The organism is Streptococcus parasanguinis (assembly GCF_001073155.1).
Classification (GTDB): Bacteria; Bacillota; Bacilli; order Lactobacillales; family Streptococcaceae; genus Streptococcus; species Streptococcus parasanguinis_D.
Map to the genome: position 1 here is coordinate 57,860 of NZ_JVEE01000026.1, position 18,114 is coordinate 75,973.

Below are 18,114 nucleotides of genomic sequence, written 5' to 3' on the forward strand. Positions count from 1 at the left end.
ACCATAAAATGGCTATCATTTTACCAGAATTACCATATGCTTATGATGCATTGGAACCTTATATCGATGAAGAAACCATGCATTTGCACCATGATAAACACCATCAAACATATGTAAACAATGTGAATGCAGCTCTTGAAAAACATCCTGAAATTGGAGAAGACCTTGAAAGCTTGTTAGCTGATGTTGAATCCATTCCAGCTGATATTCGCCAAGCTGTGATCAACAATGGTGGTGGTCATTTGAACCACGCTCTTTTCTGGGAATTGATGACTCCAGAACAAACAGCTCCTTCAGCAGAACTTGCTGCAGCGATTGATGCTACATTTGGTTCATTTGAAGACTTCAAAGCAGCCTTCACAGCAGCAGCAACGACACGTTTTGGTTCTGGCTGGGCATGGTTGGTTGTTAACAAAGAAGGCAAACTCGAAGTAACTTCAACAGCAAACCAAGATACACCAATCTCTGAAGGTAAAACACCAATCCTTGGTTTGGATGTTTGGGAACATGCCTACTACGTGAAATACCGTAACGTACGTCCTGACTACATCAAAGCTTTCTTCTCAGTGATCAACTGGAATAAAGTTAATGAATTGTTTGCAGCAGCAAAATAATAAAATGAAGGAATCTATAAGAGCATGTATTGGCTCTTATAGATTTTTTTATGTGCATCCGGAAAATCGGAGTATAATTTCTTGCGTTTGGTCAGGAAAATGATACACTAGTAGGAGTGTGTCTTACTTGTCTGAAGCCTGGTTTGAAGGGCCTAGGCAAGGAAAAGATAAACCTTAAAATGAAAACTGAAACATTCAGGGAGAAATGAAATGACTAGTATTACTATTACCAAAGGAGCCGTTGAGACGCCTATCTATTTGCGGATGTTGAATCGTCATGGCTTGATTGCAGGTGCAACAGGAACAGGAAAAACGGTTACTCTCAAGGTCCTAACAGAAAAATTAAGCAAAGAAGGCATTCCGGTCTTTCTAGCCGATATCAAGGGAGATTTATCTGGCTTAGCCAAAGCCGGGCAATGGACGCCAAAACTGGAAGAACGCTATAAGCTTCTTGGGATCACAGAACCGTTTGAGCCACAAGCATTCCCAGTTCGATTGTGGGATGTTTTCGGCCAAGCTGGTCATCCTGTTCGGGCGACTGTCGAAGGGATGGGGTCATTGCTTCTTTCTCGTCTGCTTGATTTGAATGAAACCCAATCAGGAATTCTCGCAATTGTCTTTAAAGTAGCCCAAGAGAAAGATTGGCCTTTAATTGATTTGAAGGACCTGCAAAGCCTTTTAAAGGAAGTTTATGAACACAGCTCAGACTATTCGGCCCAATATGGCAATATCACCAAACAATCTGTCGGAGCCATCCAAAGAAGTCTCTTGGTTCTTGAAGAAGAAGGAGCAGACCAATTTTTCGGAGAGCCCGCACTTGATTTAAATGACTTCATGCAAGTCGATGCATCTGGTCGTGGTTATATCAATATTCTTTCGGCTACAAAGCTCTTTCATTCACCAAAATTGTACTCAACCTTTTTGATTTGGATGCTGTCTCGTCTTTTTGAAACACTTCCAGAGGTTGGGGATCCTGAAAAGCCAAAATTGGTCTTCTTCTTTGATGAAGCGCATCTTCTCTTTAAGGATGCAAGCAAGCTCTTTCTTGAGAAGGTTGAGCAAGTGGTACGCCTAATTCGTTCTAAGGGTGTAGGGATTTACTTTATTACCCAAAATCCTCAAGACCTTCCAGAATCTGTTTTGGCACAGCTTGGAAATCGTGTTCAGCATGCACTTCGAGCTTATACACCAAAAGAAATGAAGGCAATTAAGGTTGCTGCCCAAAGTTTTCGTCCAAATCCAGATTTTGATACAGAAACAGTGATCACAGAGTTAGGGACAGGGGAAGCCTTGGTTTCTTTCCTCAATGAAAAGGGACAGCCTAGTGTAGTTGAGCGTGCTTATATTCTCTCTCCTCAATCGAGTTTTGACCTCTTAAATGAGAGTGAACAATTGGCCTTGATCACGACATCGCCTTTCCATCAAAAGTATGCGACGACGATTGATCGAGAATCTGCCTATGAAAAATTAGCAGCTAAAGCAAGCAAGGAAGCAAAAGAAAAAGAGCAAAAAGAAGCAGAAAAGGAAGAGGCTGCAGCAGATAAGGCAGCTCAAAAACGTAGTCCAGGTCGTCCAAGAAAATCTAGTCTTGAAAAGGCAAAAGATTCCTTCTTGAGTTCCTTATTCCGGACGATTGCGCGTGAGATCGCTAAGCTAATTATGGGCTCCTTTAAACGAAAATAAGCCTTTGATGAAAAGAAATAATCTTTTTAAAAAGAAATCGTTTTCTATTTCTGATAATTCTTGTTATTTTCAGTAGAATCTTTTATAATTAATCTCGTATGAAAAAATATTTTAATCTACGCTCGATCATGATTGCGATCAGTATTCTATTGTGCTTAGGGGGAACAAGCGCACTGGGCTACTTGCATGTTACGCAACCAACAGCATCAGCAATTGAAAAAAAAGAAAAGAAAACAAAAGAAGCAAAAGAAAAAGATATAGAAAAGTCTACGCCTGAGACGAAAAAACCACGTGTCAAATCTCCTGAAGCCAAGCAAGCAGTGGTCGATGCAGACATGGAAACGATGAGTGCTTATGGCCTTGTCTATGATTATGCTAATAAGGGGTTGGTAGAGGTTGTCCAGGATTTCCTAGCAGAAAGTGGAATTGATCCGTCACAAGTTGCCTTCACGTATCGCAATGCCATTACAGGAGAGCAATTTGCCATGAATGATCTTCAACCAATGACGGCAGGTAGTACCTATAAGCTACCGTTGAACATGTTGGTGGTGGATGAAGTCGCAAAGGGCAAACTCAATTTAACAGACCGGTTTGACATTACCAATACTTACTATGAATATGTAGGAGAGCATGACAATTACGTTGCTGCCTTTGATGGAGCCATGTCTATTCCTGATATGCAGCGCTATTCATTGGTTTACTCTGAAAACACCCCAGCCTATGCTTTGGCAGATCGTTTAGGGGGGATGGAGCAAGCGCGTAAGTTGTTCAGTCGCTATGGTCAATCTCGTTCACCAGAGGTTAAAACCTTTAGCGAAGATAATAAAACGACAACGGATTATTACATCCATGTCTTGGAATATCTTTGGAATCATCAAGAAAAATATGCGGATTTACTAGAACTGATCGGGGAGTCTTTCCCAGGTGAGTACTATAAGAAATTCTTGCCAGATTTGGTCATTCAACAAAAACCGGGCTATGTTGCGGAAGCGCTCAATGTGGATGCCATTGTCCATGAATCGACCCCTTATTTGGTTGCCATCTATACTGCAGGACTGGGTGGAACGACTCCAGAAAGTTCTGAAATCAGTGGCGTTGGTCTTTATCAATTAGGGCAACTGGCTTATGTTATCAATGAATGGCATCGTGTCAATATGAATGAATAATCGACAAAAGGTCTGAGGGTTGCTCAGGCCTTTTATTCTATCACAGTAGGATGAAATTCACTTGGTGTTTCGAATTACTTTTCTGTTCTAAAGAGACTTCTTTCCCTTTTCTATAAAAAGTATGTTATACTACTAATAGTAATAAGAGGAAGTATAGACATGATTACAAAGGAAGATTACCAGTTGCTCCGCTCGCATCCAGCCTTTTCTGCGCTACCAGTGGAGCTATTTGATAAATTAGCTGTTGAAATTCATGCCAGGGATATCCCTAAAGGACAAATTTTATTTTATGCAGGAGATAGGCGGGAGCGCATTTTTCTTCTGACAAAAGGCTTTGCTCGTATTGAGCAATTTGATTCGTCTGACCAATTCTCCTATATGGATTATATTAAGAAGGGGGCTCTGTTCCCTTATGGTGGGATGTTCCAGGATGAGCGTTACCACTATACAGCTAGTGCGGTGACGGATTTGCGTTGTTTCGTGATTCCCGTCAACCTCTATGAATTATATGCCCAAGAGAGTAAGGAGCAGTTGCTCTTTATTATGAGAAAGCTCTCCTCCATCCTAGAATTTCAAGAGTTGCGCTTGCGCAATGTCGTGACAGCTAGTGCCAGTGAGCGCGTGATTCAATCCTTAGCCATTCTGTGCAAGGACTATGAAGGTCTAGGAAATCAGCTTCCATTTCCAATTAGTATGAAGGAAATGGCCAAATTAGCAGCCACAACTAGAGAAACCGTCAATCAAGTTTTAAAGAAACTCATCGATTCTCATAAGATCCAGTATGAGAGAAAACAACTAACTTTTCTAGATACAGCCTACTTTTTAAAAAGTTTTGAAGAGATCAACTAATTCGTTGATCTTTTTTTATTTTTTACAAAAAAATATATATTCATAAAAATAATATAAAAGGCAAAATATGCAAAGAAAACGCTTCATATTAACTAAAAAATAGGAAGGATTCAAAAAAAAGCCAAATTCTTTGCATTCAAAAAGTAGAATCCTTTGTGAAAGCGGTACCAATAAAGAATATAATAACAATTGTAATAAGCTTGTGAACAAGCTCAAAGAAAAAAGGAGGACTATAGATGTCTACACACCCAATTCATGTTTTCTCAGAAATTGGAAAACTGAAAAAAGTTTGTTTGCACCGTCCAGGTAAAGAGTTGGAAAACTTGATGCCTGACTATCTTGAACGTCTTCTTTTTGATGATATTCCATTCTTGGAAGATGCTCAAAAAGAACACGACGCATTTGCTGAAGCACTTCGTAACGAAGGAATCGAAGTACTTTATCTTGAACAGTTGGCTGCTGAGTCATTGACTTCTCCAGAAATTCGCGATCAGTTCATCGAAGAATACCTTGAAGAAGCGAACATTCGTGGACGCCAAACAAAAATTGCGATCCGTGAATTGCTTCACAGCATTGAAGACAACCAAGAATTGGTTGAAAAAACAATGGAAGGGGTTCAAAAAGCTGAACTTCCAGAAATTCCTGAAGAAGCAAAAGGATTGACAGACCTTGTTGAATCTGACTATCCATTTGCTATCGACCCAATGACAAACTTGTACTTCACACGTGACCCATTTGCAACAATTGGTAATGCAGTATCATTGAACCACATGTACGCAGATACACGTAACCGTGAAACTTTGTATGGTAAATACATCTTCAAATACCACCCTGTTTACGGTGGAAAAGTTGAACTTGTCTACAACCGTGAAGAAGATACTCGTATCGAAGGTGGAGATGAGTTGGTACTTTCTAAAGATGTATTGGCAGTTGGTATCTCACAACGTACTGATGCTGCATCAATCGAAAAATTGTTGGTAAACATCTTCAAGAAGAACGTTGGCTTCAAGAAAGTATTGGCCTTCGAATTTGCTAACAACCGTAAATTCATGCACTTGGATACAGTATTCACAATGGTGGACTACGATAAATTCACAATCCACCCAGAAATCCAAGGTAACCTTCGCGTCTTCTCTGTAACTTATGAAAACGAACAATTGAAGATCGTTGAAGAAAAAGGTGATTTGGCTGAATTGCTTGCTGAAAACCTTGGTGTTGAAAAAGTTACATTGATTCCATGTGGAGGTGGCAACGTCGTTGCTGCTGCACGTGAACAATGGAACGACGGATCAAATACTCTTACAATCGCACCAGGTGTGGTAGTAGTATACGACCGTAACACTGTTACCAACAAGAAATTAGAAGAATACGGACTTCGTTTGATTAAGATCCGCGGAAGTGAATTGGTTCGCGGTCGTGGTGGACCTCGTTGTATGTCAATGCCATTCGAACGTGAAGAAATCTAATCATCCTTCCATAGGTTAGACGGGCTCAGTGTCTAAACTGAGCCCTCTAAACTGGTTGACAGGATCCAATCAAGCATAATAAAAGGAGATAATTAATGACAACTTCAGTATTCCAAGGACGTAGCTTTTTAGCAGAAAAAGACTTTACACGTGCAGAGTTAGAATACCTTATCGGACTTTCAGCTCACTTGAAAGACCTTAAAAAACGCAACATTGACCACCGCTACCTAGCTGGTAAAAACATTGCGCTTTTGTTTGAAAAAACTTCAACTCGTACTCGTGCAGCCTTCACTACTGCAGCCATCGACCTTGGTGCTCACCCAGAATACCTTGGTGCAAACGACATCCAGCTTGGTAAAAAAGAATCTACAGAAGATACTGCTAAAGTTCTTGGACGTATGTTTGATGGTATTGAATTCCGTGGTTTCAGCCAACGTATGGTTGAAGAATTGGCTGAATTCTCAGGTGTTCCAGTATGGAATGGTTTGACTGACGAATGGCACCCAACTCAAATGCTTGCAGACTACTTGACTGTTCAAGAAAACTTTGGACGCCTTGAAGGTTTGACACTTGTGTACTGTGGTGACGGACGTAACAACGTTGCAAACAGCCTTCTTGTAACAGGTGCTATCCTTGGTGTGAACGTACACATCTTCTCACCAAAAGAACTCTTCCCAGAACAAGAAATTGTTGAATTGGCAGAAGGATTCGCAAAAGAAAGTGGCGCTCATATCTTGATCACTGAAGATGCTGACGAAGCAGTGAAAGGTGCAGACGTACTTTACACTGACGTTTGGGTATCAATGGGTGAAGAAGACAAATTTGCAGAACGTGTTGCCCTTTTGAAACCTTACCAAGTAAACATGGATTTGATTAAGAAAGCTGATAACGAAGATTTGATCTTCTTGCACTGCTTGCCAGCCTTCCACGATACAAACACTGTTTACGGTAAAGATGTTGCTGAAAAATTCGGCGTAGAAGAAATGGAAGTTACTGACGAAGTGTTCCGCAGCAAATATGCTCGTCACTTTGACCAAGCTGAAAACCGTATGCACACCATCAAAGCGGTTATGGCAGCTACTCTTGGTAACTTGTACATTCCAAAAGTTTAAGACTTTATAACCGTATACCAACAGCTATAGGGGCTGGACTGCTAGCTTTAGTCCTGCTCCTATTTTTTATAGAAAGGGATAACTTATGTCAAGAAAAATCGTCGTTGCTTTGGGAGGAAATGCTATTCTCTCATCTGATCCTTCTGCTCAAGCTCAACAAGAAGCACTTGTAGAAACAGCAAAACACTTAGTCAAATTAATCAAAAACGGGGATGACTTGATCATCACTCACGGAAATGGTCCTCAAGTAGGGAACCTCTTGCTCCAACACTTGGCAGCAAACTCTGAAAAGAACCCTGCTTTCCCACTTGATTCATTAGTTGCTATGACCGAAGGAAGCATTGGCTACTGGCTTCAAAATGCTCTTCAAAATGCTCTTCTTGAAGAAGGAATCGAAAAAGACGTGGCTTCTGTTGTGACACAAGTCGTTGTTGATAAGAACGACCCAGCTTTTATCAACCTCAGCAAACCAATCGGTCCATTCTACTCAGAAGAAGAAGCAAAAGCAGAAGCTGAAAAATCAGGAGCAACTTTCAAAGAAGATGCTGGGCGTGGCTGGCGTAAAGTCGTTGCTTCACCAAAACCAGTGGATATCAAAGAAATCAATACCATCCGTACTTTGTTGAACGACGGTCAAGTCGTTGTGGCAGCCGGTGGTGGCGGTATCCCAGTTGTGAAAGAAGCAGATGGTAGCTTATCTGGTGTTGAAGCTGTTATCGATAAAGACTTTGCCTCTCAACGTTTGGCTGAATTAGTAGAAGCAGACCTCTTCATCGTCTTGACTGGTGTCGATTATGTCTTTGTGAACTACAACAAACCAGACCAAGCAAAATTGGAACATGTGAATGTGGCTCAATTGGAAGAATACATCAAACAAGACCAATTTGCACCAGGAAGCATGCTTCCTAAAGTGGAAGCTGCCATTGCCTTCGTCAATGGTCGCCCAGAAGGAAAAGCAGTTATTACATCACTTGAAAACCTTGGCGCTTTGATTGAGTCTGAAAGTGGAACAATCATCCAAAAAGACTAATGAAAAATTAGGAAAAAACTAGTATTTTAAAGCTTATTGTGATAGAATAAATCTATAGGTAAGCGTTTTACAAGAGACTCTTGTAAAACATCACTCACACTTTGTTGCGTTAGGAGGAAGACAAATGAGTGAAAAAACGAAAAAAGGATTTAAGATGCCTTCATCTTTTTCCGTATTGTTAATTATCATTGCTATTATGGCAGTGTTAACTTGGATTATTCCAGCTGGTCAATACAAGGTTGACGATGCAGGTGCTATCATTGCAGGTAGTTATGAATCTGTAAAAGCACATCCTCAAGGGATTTGGGATGTCTTGATGGCCCCAATCAATGCCATGCTTGGTAAAGCACCAACCAGTGCAGCGATTGATGTAGCCTTCTTCATCTTGATGGTCGGTGGTTTCCTTGGAGTTGTGAACGAAACAGGTACCCTTGATGTAGGGATTGCTTCTATCGTTCGTAAATACAAAGGCCGCGAAAAAATGTTGATTTTGATCTTGATGCCATTGTTTGCCCTTGGTGGTACAACTTATGGTATGGGTGAAGAAACCATGGCCTTCTATCCACTTCTTGTACCTGTTATGATGTCCGTTGGTTTTGACAGCTTGACAGGGGTAGCCATTATCCTTTTAGGATCACAAATCGGATGTTTGGCGTCAACATTGAACCCATTTGCGACAGTTATCGCATCTGATACTGCAGGTATCTCAAGTGCTTCAGGTCTCTTACTTCGTGTGATCTTCTGGATCGTATTGACAGGACTTAGCACATACTATGTATACCGTTATGCAGATAAGGTTCAAAAAGACCCAACCAAATCTCTCACCTATGCAACTCGTGAAGAAGATTTGAAACACTTCAATGTTGATAGTGGCGAAGAAATTCCTTCACAAATGAACAAGAAACAAAAACGTGTCTTGGTCGTCTTCATCTCAACATTCGTTATCATGGTTGCTGGATTTATCCCATTCAAAGATTTGGGTATTAAATTCTTTGAAACCTTCAACGAATCTCTCCATAAAATTCCAGTACTTGGTCAATTGATCGGTAACACAGATGCTCTTGGTACATGGTACTTCCCACAAACAGCTATGCTCTTTGCCTTCATGGGAATCCTCGTTGGTATCATTTATGGCTTGAAAGAAGATAAAATCATTTCATCTTTCATGAATGGTGCAGCTGACCTCTTGAGTGTTGCTCTTATCGTAGCGGTAGCACGTGGTATCCAAGTCATCATGAACGACGGTATGATCACTGCGACAATTCTTCACTGGGGTGAAGAAGGACTGAAAGGTCTTTCATCTCAATTGTTCATTGTCTTGACTTACATTTTCTACTTGCCAATGTCATTCTTGATCCCATCATCATCTGGTCTTGCCAGCGCAACAATGGGTATCATGGCACCTCTTGGTAAATTCGTCAATGTACCAGGTAGCTTGATTGTCACAGCTTACCAATCTGCATCTGGTGTCTTGAACTTGATCGCACCAACTTCAGGTATCGTAATGGGAGCTCTTGCTCTTGGACGTGTTGACTTGAGTGCATGGTGGAAATTCATGGGTAAATTGGTCGTAGCGATTGTTGTGATCACCATTGCCCTTCTTCTACTAGGAACTGTGGTTCCATTCTTGCAATAGAATAAAGTAGGTGTTTCATGAAAAATAGAATAAAGAACGATGTAAAAGAGCAGTTTTTAAACTCGCTTCAAACCATCATTTCTTACCCCTCAGTATTAAACGAAGGGGAAAATGGAACACCGTTTGGACAAGCTATCCAAGATGTCCTAGAAAAAACCTTAGAGCTTGCTCGAGAATTAGGTTTTCAAACATATATAGATCCTGAAGGATACTATGGATATGCAGAGATCGGTCAGGGGGAAGAACTCCTGGCCGTTCTTTGTCACTTGGATGTTGTTCCAGCCGGTGATCTAAAAGATTGGCAAACGCCACCTTTTGAAGCGACTATTGTCGGTGATTATTTAGTAGGTCGTGGTGTGCAGGATGATAAGGGGCCGTCCCTCGCTGCCCTCTATGCAGTTAAGAGTTTGTTGGATGATGGCATCCAGTTTACCAAACGAATCCGCTTTATCTTTGGGACGGATGAAGAAACCTTGTGGCGCTGTATGAACCGCTACAACCAAATCGAAGAGCAAGCAGATCTTGGATTTGCACCGGATTCCTCTTTCCCATTAACCTATGCTGAAAAAGGCTTATTACAAGTGAAATTGCATGGTCCAGGTTGGGATGATCTTCCCTTACAAGCTGGTCAGGCCCTCAATGTTGTTCCAGACAAGGCGACCTATGCTGGTCATCGTTTGGAAGAGTTGCTTCCTGTTTTGGATCAAAGTGGGGTTCAGTATAGCCAAACAGAAGATTCTGTAACGGTCTTGGGTGTTTCCAAGCATTCTAAAGATGCAGCTGAAGGAGTGAATGCCATTGTCGGTTTAGCGGAAAGTTTATCCCTCATCCAACCCCATCCAGCTTTGCTCTTTATCGCATATGCAGTTGGTGAGGATGCAACTGGTGAGGCTCTATTTGGCAGAATTACAGATGAACCAAGTGGAGATCTTTCCTTCAATCTTGCGACCCTTGTGATCGATCAAGAACAATCGGAAATCGGAATTGATATCCGGATTCCAGTTTTAGCAGACAAGGATGCCTTGGTAGCTCGTTTGCAAGAAATTGCAGCTAGTTATCAGTTGGAATATGAAGAGTTTGATTATCTGGCTCCTTTATATGTTCCTTTGGATAGTCCTTTAGTCAGCTCTTTGATGGCCGTTTATCAGGAAGAAACTGGTGATAAGACGCCAGCTATGTCTTCTGGTGGTGCGACATTTGCGCGGACCATGGAAAATTGTGTCGCTTTTGGGGCTCTTTTCCCAAGTGCAGAGCAGACTGAGCACCAAGCCAATGAACGTGCAAAAATTGACGATCTATACGCTGCGATGGAAATCTATCGAGAAGCCATTCAACGCTTAGCCACAACATAAAAAGTTTGGAAACCAAGTTTCCAAACTTTTTATTTACTAAAGAAGAAGGGTGGGGTGAATTCTTTTAATTTTTCAAAACAATCCAAAGCTCCTTGGTTGTCTTCGCAGATGACCAAACAGACATCGTCTCCGCAGATGGTCGCTACAATTTCTTGGAGTTCCAATGCATCTAAGATCGCTCCAAAGGATTGGGCAAGACCTGGAAGAGTTTTTACAACGACCTGGTTTTGAACGGGCCGTAACATAACTAAGGCATCTTCCATATACATCCGCAGGCGCTTTTCCCAACGGGAAGGAGCGATGGTGTTCATGGCATAGTAGGAACTATCCCCCTCGTTAATTTTTACTAGATTCAAGGATTTGACATCCCGTGAAAGGGTAGACTGGGTAACGAGAACGCCATTAGCTTCTAAGGCTTCTTGAAGTTCTTGTTGGGTATGAATCCTACGCTCAGAAATGATAGAGCGGATCAAGCGGTGGCGACTTTCAATTTTATTCATGAGAGACTCCTTTACTTGATGAACATAGCATCCCCAAAACTGAAGAATCGGTAGCGTTCTTGAATCGCATGGTGGTATGCTTCGAGGGTTAATTCACGGCCGGCAAAGGCAGAAACCAACATGACCAGAGTTGATTTTGGAAGGTGGAAGTTGGTTGAAAAGGCATCGACGACTTTCCATTCATAACCAGGCTTGATAAAAATATTGGTCCAGCCTGAATCAGCTTGGATGTCTCCATCAAATTTGTTGCCAATCGTTTCAAGAGTTCGGATAGAAGTCGTTCCGACGGCTACGATGCGTTTTCCTGCAGCTTTTACCTGACGAAGGGTCGCAGCAGCCTCTTCAGAAAGTTGGTAAAATTCAGAGTGCATCTCATGGTCTTCAAGATTGTCCACGGATACTGGACGGAAGGTTCCCAGGCCCACATGAAGGGTCAAATAGACCAGGTGAACCCCTTTTGCTTCAATCTTTTGGAGCAATTCTTGGGTGAAATGAAGACCTGCCGTTGGAGCTGCAGCAGAACCATTTTCTTTGGCGTAAACAGTTTGGTAGCGCTCGCGGTCAGCAAGCTTTTCGTGAATATAGGGAGGAAGTGGCATTTCACCAAGGCTTTCCAAAACTTCTAAAAAGATCCCTTGGTAGTGGAAGCGAACGATGCGCCCTCCATGTTCCAATTCTTCCTCGACAGTTGCGGTCAAACGACCATCTCCGAAGCTGACTGTGGCCCCGACCTTTAAGCGTTTTGCAGGTTTTGCCAAAACTTCCCAACAGTCATCTTGAGTATTTTTAAGGAGAAGGAATTCGACGTGACCACCTGTTTCTGGTTTGACTCCATGAAGACGGGCAGGTAGAACGCGCGTATTGTTCATGACAAGAGCATCTCCTGGCTCTAATTCATCCAAAATTGCATCAAAATGACGGTCTTGGAATTGCCCTGTTTTTCGATCGAGGATCAAGAGTTTAGAGGCATCTCGTTTTTCAAGAGGGGTTTGGGCAATCAGTTCTTCAGGCAAATCAAAGTCAAAGTCGTTGGTATTCATTTGCGCTCCTTTTATAATAAATTTGTGAGTAGATAGATGGTAGTCCCGACAGCTAAGAGCATCAGGCTGATTCCCATCAAAAAGATCAGGACCTTGAGAATCTTTCTTTGATGAATCAAGAAAGATAAGAGAAAGACAAGGAGTCCGATCAATAAAATGATGAATAATAGTGATACAATCATACCTTTCATTATATCACGAATCGACTTGAAAATGAAAAAAATGCCAGAAAAAGATAGCGGTTTCACTTGACAAAAATTGGTCTATACCATATAATAAAAGCATAGAGAAATAGGAGGTCTATCCAATGAAAATTATTGAAGTAAAGGACCAAATTGAGGGTGGAAAAGTTGCCTTTGATATATTGAAAGAAACTTTAAAGGAAGGTGCTCAAACCTTAGGTCTTGCGACTGGAAGCAGTCCCCTTGAGTTTTATAAACAAATTCGTGAAAGTGATTTGGATCTGTCTAATCTAATCAGTGTGAACTTAGATGAATACGTAGGGTTGACGGGAGATGATCCTCAATCTTATCGGTATTTCATGGAGAAAAACCTCTTTGATGACAAACCATTCAAAGAAAGTTATCTCCCATCAGGTGTAGAAGAATCTGCCGATCAAGAAGTGATCCGTTATAACAAAATACTCGAAGACCATCCAGTGGATCTTCAAATCTTGGGAATCGGACGCAATGGGCATATCGGTTTTAATGAGCCAGGGACATCCTTTGATAGTCAGACCCACTTAGTTCAGTTGGATGACTCTACCATTGAGGCCAATTCTCGTTTCTTTGATAAGATCGAAGATGTACCAACCCAAGCCATTTCGATGGGGATTGCCAATATCTTAGCTGCGAAATCAATTGTCTTGTTTGCTTATGGGGAATCAAAAGCCCAAGCAATCAAAGGTACAGTAGAGGGTGAAAGGACAGAAAAAGTGCCAGCTAGTGCCCTTCAAGGACATCCAAATGTGACCATTATTGCGGATAAGGAAGCCTTGAGCTTGTTAAGTCGATAAAAAACAGGACCTATCGCCGATTTATTCGGGCCAGATAGGTTTTTTTCTGCTTCAAAATATGGTACAATACAAGTAATTATCTGCTGGGCTTAGCTCTTTTCATCTACTGGGAGACAAGAGGAAAGGGCATGAGGGCTAGAAGCTTATTTTAGCCTCCAGCTGATTAGTCTGTTATAAAGGAAAAGTTTATGATAAAAAAATATTTGATCCATATTTGCCTCCTTCTGAGTCTCTTATGCCAGCCAATTCTAGCGAGTGCGGATGAATTGGTGGATATGGCGCAAAAGATGTATCCAAATGACAATGTCCAAGCCATTAACCGTCCACATTCTTCGCTTATTATTGACGGAAATACGGGCAATGTTCTTTGGAAAGACAATATCGATGAAGTCAGAGATCCTGCCAGCATGAGTAAGCTCATGACGCTCTATCTCTTGTTTGAAGATATGGCAAATGGCAAGATCAGTAAGGATACAGTGATCAAGGCGACCGCTTCAGACCAAGCGATCGGAAAGATCTATGAGATCTCCAACAATAATATTGTTGCTGGGGTAGACTACACAATTCCTGAGTTGATTACCATGACAGTGGTTCCATCCTCAAATGTATCGACCCTCATGTTGGCCAATCTCATGTCCAACAATGATCCAGATGCCTTTATCGAGCGCATGAATGCCAAGGCTAAGGAATTAGGGATGACCAATACGGTCTGGAATAACCCGAGTGGGGCGGCCATCTCCACCTTGCAGGGCTACTATCAGGTCAACAATTATCCAAATGATGCGGCCAACCAGACAACTGCGCGTGATTTAGGGATTCTGGTTTATCATTTTATCAATCAATACCCAGATATTTTAAACTATACCAATCAAGCACAAGTCACGGTCAAAAAAGGGACTCCATATGAGGAAACCTTTGATACCTACAATTATTCATTGCCAGGAGCCAAGTATGCCTTGAAAGGTGTGGATGGTTTGAAAACTGGTTCAAGCCCTCGTGGAGCTTTCAACTATATCGCGACCATCAAACGGGGCAATCAGCGCTTAATTGCTGTCATTATGGGCGTAGGAGATTGGGCAGACCAAGATGGGGAATATTACCGTCACCCGTTTGGCAATGCCTTGATCGAAAAAGCCTATAAAGATTTTGGCTATAAAAAATTGCTAGATGCAGGTGTCCAGAAGATTGACGGCAAGACCTATACACTTGAAAAACCCTTCTATGCAACGGTCAAAAAAGGTGCTAAAGAACCGACCCTTGCGGTAAAAGATGGCTATCTGACAGTAGATAATGATCTCTACACGTTGTCTGAAGGTATCCGAGATGATATGAAGGTAGAAGAAGGGGCCAAGCCAGAGCTTGTCAAAGAAACAGCAAGTGGGAAAAAGACAACGGCTAAGCACAGTAAATGGCTTTCGCTGGATCACTTCCTGATCTTGATTCCAATTCTCATTCTTGTCATCATTCTCTCGATTGAAAAACAAAGTCGTGAGAGACGCAAAAAAGAGGCTCAAAAGCGCTATAATAAAGAGTAAAATAAAACCTAACTGATTGTCAGTTGGGTTTTGTCATTGTCTCATTCCGATATTTTTAGAAAGGATTCATATGAAAAAATTCCGAAATTCTTATGCGGCTTATATGTTGCTCTATAGTTTTTATTTTATGTCCACATCTCTCTTTACGACCCTCATTTCCGTCTATTTGATGGGAAAGCACTATAGTGCAACCCAAGTGTCGACCTTGGTATCGGTTGCTTTTTTCTTATCCATGGTAGCCCAACCCTTCTTTGGTTATATCAATGAGCGATTTGGAATCGTAAAAATGACGACCCTCAGTCTGAGTGTGATCATTGGTGGTGTCTTAGGTTTTCTTTGGGCCCCCAATCTCTTTTGGCTGACCGTTTTTTATGGGATTGTTCTAGTCTGTTTGAATGGGACAGCTCCCATGATGGAAGTATTTGCAACGCAAAGTCCATACGCTTTTGGGAAGATTCGCGTTTGGGGAACCATTGGCTACTCGGTCGGTGTCCAAATAGCCGGCTGGGTCTATCATCAGTTTAGCCCCCAAGCTGTCTATTATACGGTTTTGATCACCATTGTACTCAGCATTTTCTGTCTAAGTGCCGTTCGGATGAAGAAAAAAGAGACAGTCGTAGAAAAGGAAAAACACCCTGTCTCTATTCGTCCTCTTCTTCACAATGGACCTTACCTCTTCTTTATCATTTTGATTGGCTTGGCTTCAGGGGTTGGAAATATTGGTCATACCTATATTCCTGAGTTGCTCATGGATAGTGGTCTACCAGTTCATATTGCCTCAACGGTTGTAGCTATCTCCGTCGTAGTGGAAGCCCCCTTGATCTTTTTCTCTGATCGATTCATGGACCACTGGCCTTTACGGGTTTTGATCGCTCTTCCAATTGGAATTATTTTCGCTCAATATGCTGTCTATGCTCTTCCAAGTCCTGTCTTCTTAAAAGTGCTTTTGACTCTTTTAGCCAAGCATACAACAGGGATGGTTTTGATTATGGTCTCCTTACGGTTTATTGCCCAACAGGTGAATGGCAAAGACTTGGTTCTTGCCATGGCCATTGTCCAAGGAGCTCGTTATTTAGGAACCATTCTTTTACAACCCCTCGCAGCCCTCTGTATTGAAAGAGGTGGTTACCAAGTCATGAGTTTCTTTTTAGCAGGGGTTGTAGGGATCGTCTTTTTGCTGAGCTTTGCCTTAAAAATGCCCCAAGGGAAGGCTCACGGCCTTTTTAGTGGCAAAGTAGACTAATGAAATTGTCACAATTGTATGACTAATCATCGAGGAGTTGGACAGAAACACTGATTTCACAGTGTTTTGTCCAACTTTTTTGCTATTATTAAGAACTAGTGATTAATTTGACAATCAAAGTATTCGATGGTAGAATGAGGTAAAATAAATATAAAGGAGACCATTTTATGAAAAAAATGATCTTATCGACAGCTGCTCTTTTGACGATTGTTTCCCTAGCTGCTTGTTCAAACAAACAAGACACAAAGAAGGAAACTTCAAACAGTCAATCAACTACTAAAGTGACGAGCAAATCTGCCAACACTTCAAAAAGCAAGGATACTTCAACAGGTTCAGAAGAGACTTCATCTTCTAGCCTCTTAACAGACGCTGAAATCAGCAAGGCTAAAACAGTTGGAGACTTTAAAAAGTTGTTTGCAAAATTAATGGATCAATCTGTTTCTATTACTGAAGAAGCAGGTACTTCTGTGACAGGTTCTGCAAAAGAACAATACGATGCAATGATTAGTACCTTAAAGCAAGGATTAGAAAACCAAAAAGATATCTTTAATGAAGGCTTGGAAAGCATCGGTTCAGATAGCACAGTCGTTCCTAAAGAAGACCGTGAAGCTTTGATCGAAATCTTGAAAGATGCTCGTGAAGAGTTGGAAAGCACTCGTAAAGAAATGAAAGATATGCAGAAAGAATTGAGTAAATCTCCTGTTGCAGATGACGACAGTGATGATTCAGATTCAGATTCTGAAGAATAAAAAGAAGAAAAGGTTGGAATTTCCAGCCTTTTTCTTATTTTTTTTCGAATGATATAGATGAGGAGGTGGGTCTATGTTTATTGCCATGGATAACAATCAAAAGCGGTGGAACTGTATGGAAGAGATCCCAGCTGTGACAGAAGGGCCCTTCTATTGTCTAGCATGTCATAGTCCAGTGCGTCTAAAAAATGGCTCGGTTCTACGGGCTCATTTTGCTCATATAAAATTACAGCATTGTCCCTATCATCACGAAGCTGAGAGTTTTGAACATCTGGAATTAAAAGCTTGTCTTTATGATTGGGCCTCTAAGGAATCTCATACAGAGGTAGAAAGTTATTTAGCAGACTTTCAACAAATTGCCGATCTTTTGGTAGTAGACAAGAACTTAGCTTTGGAAGTGCAGTGCAGCTCCTTATCTTTAGAACGCTTGAAGGAGAGGAGCGATGCTTATCGATCCAACGGTTACCATGTCTATTGGTTACTTGGTAAAAAGTTGTGGCTCAAGGAAAGACTAACAAAGCTGCAGGCTGGTTTTCTTTATTTTAGTCAGAATCGAGGGTTCCATCTTTGGGAATTGGATCTGACAAAGAAAGAGCTACGTCTGCAATACCTCATCCATGAGGATTTACGAGGGCGATTGTATTATCAAACAGAAGTTTTCCCTTTTGGTCAAAGGTCTTTACTGGAAGTCTTACGGACCCCTTATCTTTCGCAACCCATGCAGCAAATGGCAGTCGAGCCCGATCGTACATTTTTAACCTATATACAGCAGCAACTCTTTTATCGTCATCCAAAGTGGCTGAAGCTTCAGGAAGAACTCTATATGCAGGGACACCATCTGATGGAACTGGGGCTGGATTTCTTTTATCCTCTTTGTCGTCCGATCCTTTCACAGAACTTGCTCCAAATTAAAGAGGATGTAGAAGGTTACTACCAGCAATTTATGACCTATTATCAGTCGCAAGGGATCCAACCCGTTCAGATCCTTTATCCCCCACGTTTTTATGCTCAACAGAAAAGCTAACTTTCTAAGATAGAAATCCTCCCGAAATGTTCATTTTTATGCTAAAATAGTGACATACACCCCCTAAACCCTTGATAACACTGACTTTCTGAAGTGCTGG

Annotated in this window: 17 protein-coding genes; 14 read left to right on the forward strand and 3 right to left on the reverse strand. The window is 41.5% G+C overall.

Annotated features, from left to right (window positions below; all coding sequences use genetic code 11):
* Positions 1-8 precede the first annotated feature (8 nt).
* The 9 genes from sodA (at position 9) to ADH92_RS03950 (ending at position 10,908) form a co-directional block, all read left to right on the forward strand.
* Positions 9-614 carry a superoxide dismutase SodA gene (gene sodA / locus ADH92_RS03910; RefSeq protein WP_003006336.1) on the forward strand — a complete coding sequence of 202 codons (606 nt, stop codon included), beginning with the start codon at positions 9-11 and terminating at the stop codon, positions 612-614.
* A 210-nt stretch (positions 615-824) separates the two neighbouring features.
* Positions 825-2,297, forward strand: coding sequence for a helicase HerA-like domain-containing protein (locus tag ADH92_RS03915; RefSeq protein ID WP_049497256.1), 1,473 nt, complete (start codon positions 825-827; stop codon positions 2,295-2,297).
* 98 nt (positions 2,298-2,395) lie between these two features.
* Entirely contained in the window at positions 2,396-3,463 is a 1,068-nt protein-coding gene (locus tag ADH92_RS03920) for a serine hydrolase (RefSeq protein ID WP_049497258.1), read from the forward strand.
* Between the two features lie 159 nt (positions 3,464-3,622).
* The gene (locus ADH92_RS03925; protein WP_024056304.1) at positions 3,623-4,312 is read left to right on the forward strand and encodes a Crp/Fnr family transcriptional regulator; all 690 of its coding nucleotides are present in this window, start codon (positions 3,623-3,625) and stop codon (positions 4,310-4,312) included.
* Between the two features lie 236 nt (positions 4,313-4,548).
* Entirely contained in the window at positions 4,549-5,778 is a 1,230-nt protein-coding gene (arcA, locus tag ADH92_RS03930) for an arginine deiminase (protein ID WP_003006347.1), read from the forward strand.
* 95 nt (positions 5,779-5,873) lie between these two features.
* Positions 5,874-6,890, forward strand: a complete 1,017-nt coding sequence (gene argF / locus ADH92_RS03935; RefSeq protein ID WP_049497260.1) for an ornithine carbamoyltransferase — start codon at positions 5,874-5,876, stop codon at positions 6,888-6,890.
* 85 nt (positions 6,891-6,975) lie between these two features.
* The gene (arcC, locus tag ADH92_RS03940; protein WP_021152878.1) at positions 6,976-7,920 is read left to right on the forward strand and encodes a carbamate kinase; all 945 of its coding nucleotides are present in this window, start codon (positions 6,976-6,978) and stop codon (positions 7,918-7,920) included.
* 124 nt (positions 7,921-8,044) lie between these two features.
* A complete protein-coding gene (locus ADH92_RS03945; protein WP_049497262.1) occupies positions 8,045-9,556 on the forward strand; it encodes a YfcC family protein in 1,512 nt (503 codons plus the stop codon).
* Between the two features lie 17 nt (positions 9,557-9,573).
* A complete protein-coding gene (locus ADH92_RS03950; RefSeq protein ID WP_049497264.1) occupies positions 9,574-10,908 on the forward strand; it encodes a dipeptidase in 1,335 nt (444 codons plus the stop codon).
* Between the two features lie 29 nt (positions 10,909-10,937).
* Here ADH92_RS03950 and ADH92_RS03955 read toward each other — a convergent pair whose 3' ends face one another.
* The 3 genes from ADH92_RS03955 to ADH92_RS03965 are packed head-to-tail and all read right to left on the reverse strand — an operon-like array spanning position 10,938 to position 12,630.
* Positions 10,938-11,408 (reverse strand): arginine repressor, encoded by a 471-nt coding sequence (locus ADH92_RS03955; RefSeq protein ID WP_003006364.1) that lies wholly within the window; start codon positions 11,406-11,408, stop codon positions 10,938-10,940.
* Positions 11,409-11,419: 11 nt separating this feature from the next.
* Entirely contained in the window at positions 11,420-12,448 is a 1,029-nt protein-coding gene (queA, locus tag ADH92_RS03960; RefSeq protein ID WP_003006367.1) for a tRNA preQ1(34) S-adenosylmethionine ribosyltransferase-isomerase QueA, read from the reverse strand.
* Between the two features lie 11 nt (positions 12,449-12,459).
* Complete coding sequence (locus ADH92_RS03965) at positions 12,460-12,630, reverse strand: hypothetical protein (protein WP_049497266.1); 171 nt, start codon at positions 12,628-12,630, stop codon at positions 12,460-12,462.
* A 125-nt stretch (positions 12,631-12,755) separates the two neighbouring features.
* Here ADH92_RS03965 and ADH92_RS03970 point away from each other — a divergent pair, with 125 nt between their 5' ends.
* The 5 genes from ADH92_RS03970 to ADH92_RS03990 all read left to right on the forward strand — a co-directional run bounded on the left by ADH92_RS03970 (position 12,756) and on the right by ADH92_RS03990 (position 18,014).
* The gene (locus tag ADH92_RS03970) at positions 12,756-13,463 is read left to right on the forward strand and encodes a glucosamine-6-phosphate deaminase (RefSeq protein ID WP_049497268.1); all 708 of its coding nucleotides are present in this window, start codon (positions 12,756-12,758) and stop codon (positions 13,461-13,463) included.
* 188 nt (positions 13,464-13,651) lie between these two features.
* Entirely contained in the window at positions 13,652-14,998 is a 1,347-nt protein-coding gene (locus tag ADH92_RS03975) for a DUF1958 domain-containing protein (protein WP_049490513.1), read from the forward strand.
* 70 nt (positions 14,999-15,068) lie between these two features.
* Positions 15,069-16,241 carry an MFS transporter gene (locus ADH92_RS03980; protein ID WP_049497270.1) on the forward strand — a complete coding sequence of 391 codons (1,173 nt, stop codon included), beginning with the start codon at positions 15,069-15,071 and terminating at the stop codon, positions 16,239-16,241.
* Positions 16,242-16,408: 167 nt separating this feature from the next.
* Positions 16,409-16,990: an LptM family lipoprotein gene (locus tag ADH92_RS03985; RefSeq protein WP_049497272.1), complete on the forward strand. Its 582-nt coding sequence runs from the start codon at positions 16,409-16,411 to the stop codon at positions 16,988-16,990.
* Between the two features lie 73 nt (positions 16,991-17,063).
* Positions 17,064-18,014: a competence protein CoiA family protein gene (locus ADH92_RS03990; RefSeq protein ID WP_049497273.1), complete on the forward strand. Its 951-nt coding sequence runs from the start codon at positions 17,064-17,066 to the stop codon at positions 18,012-18,014.
* Positions 18,015-18,114 lie beyond the last annotated feature (100 nt).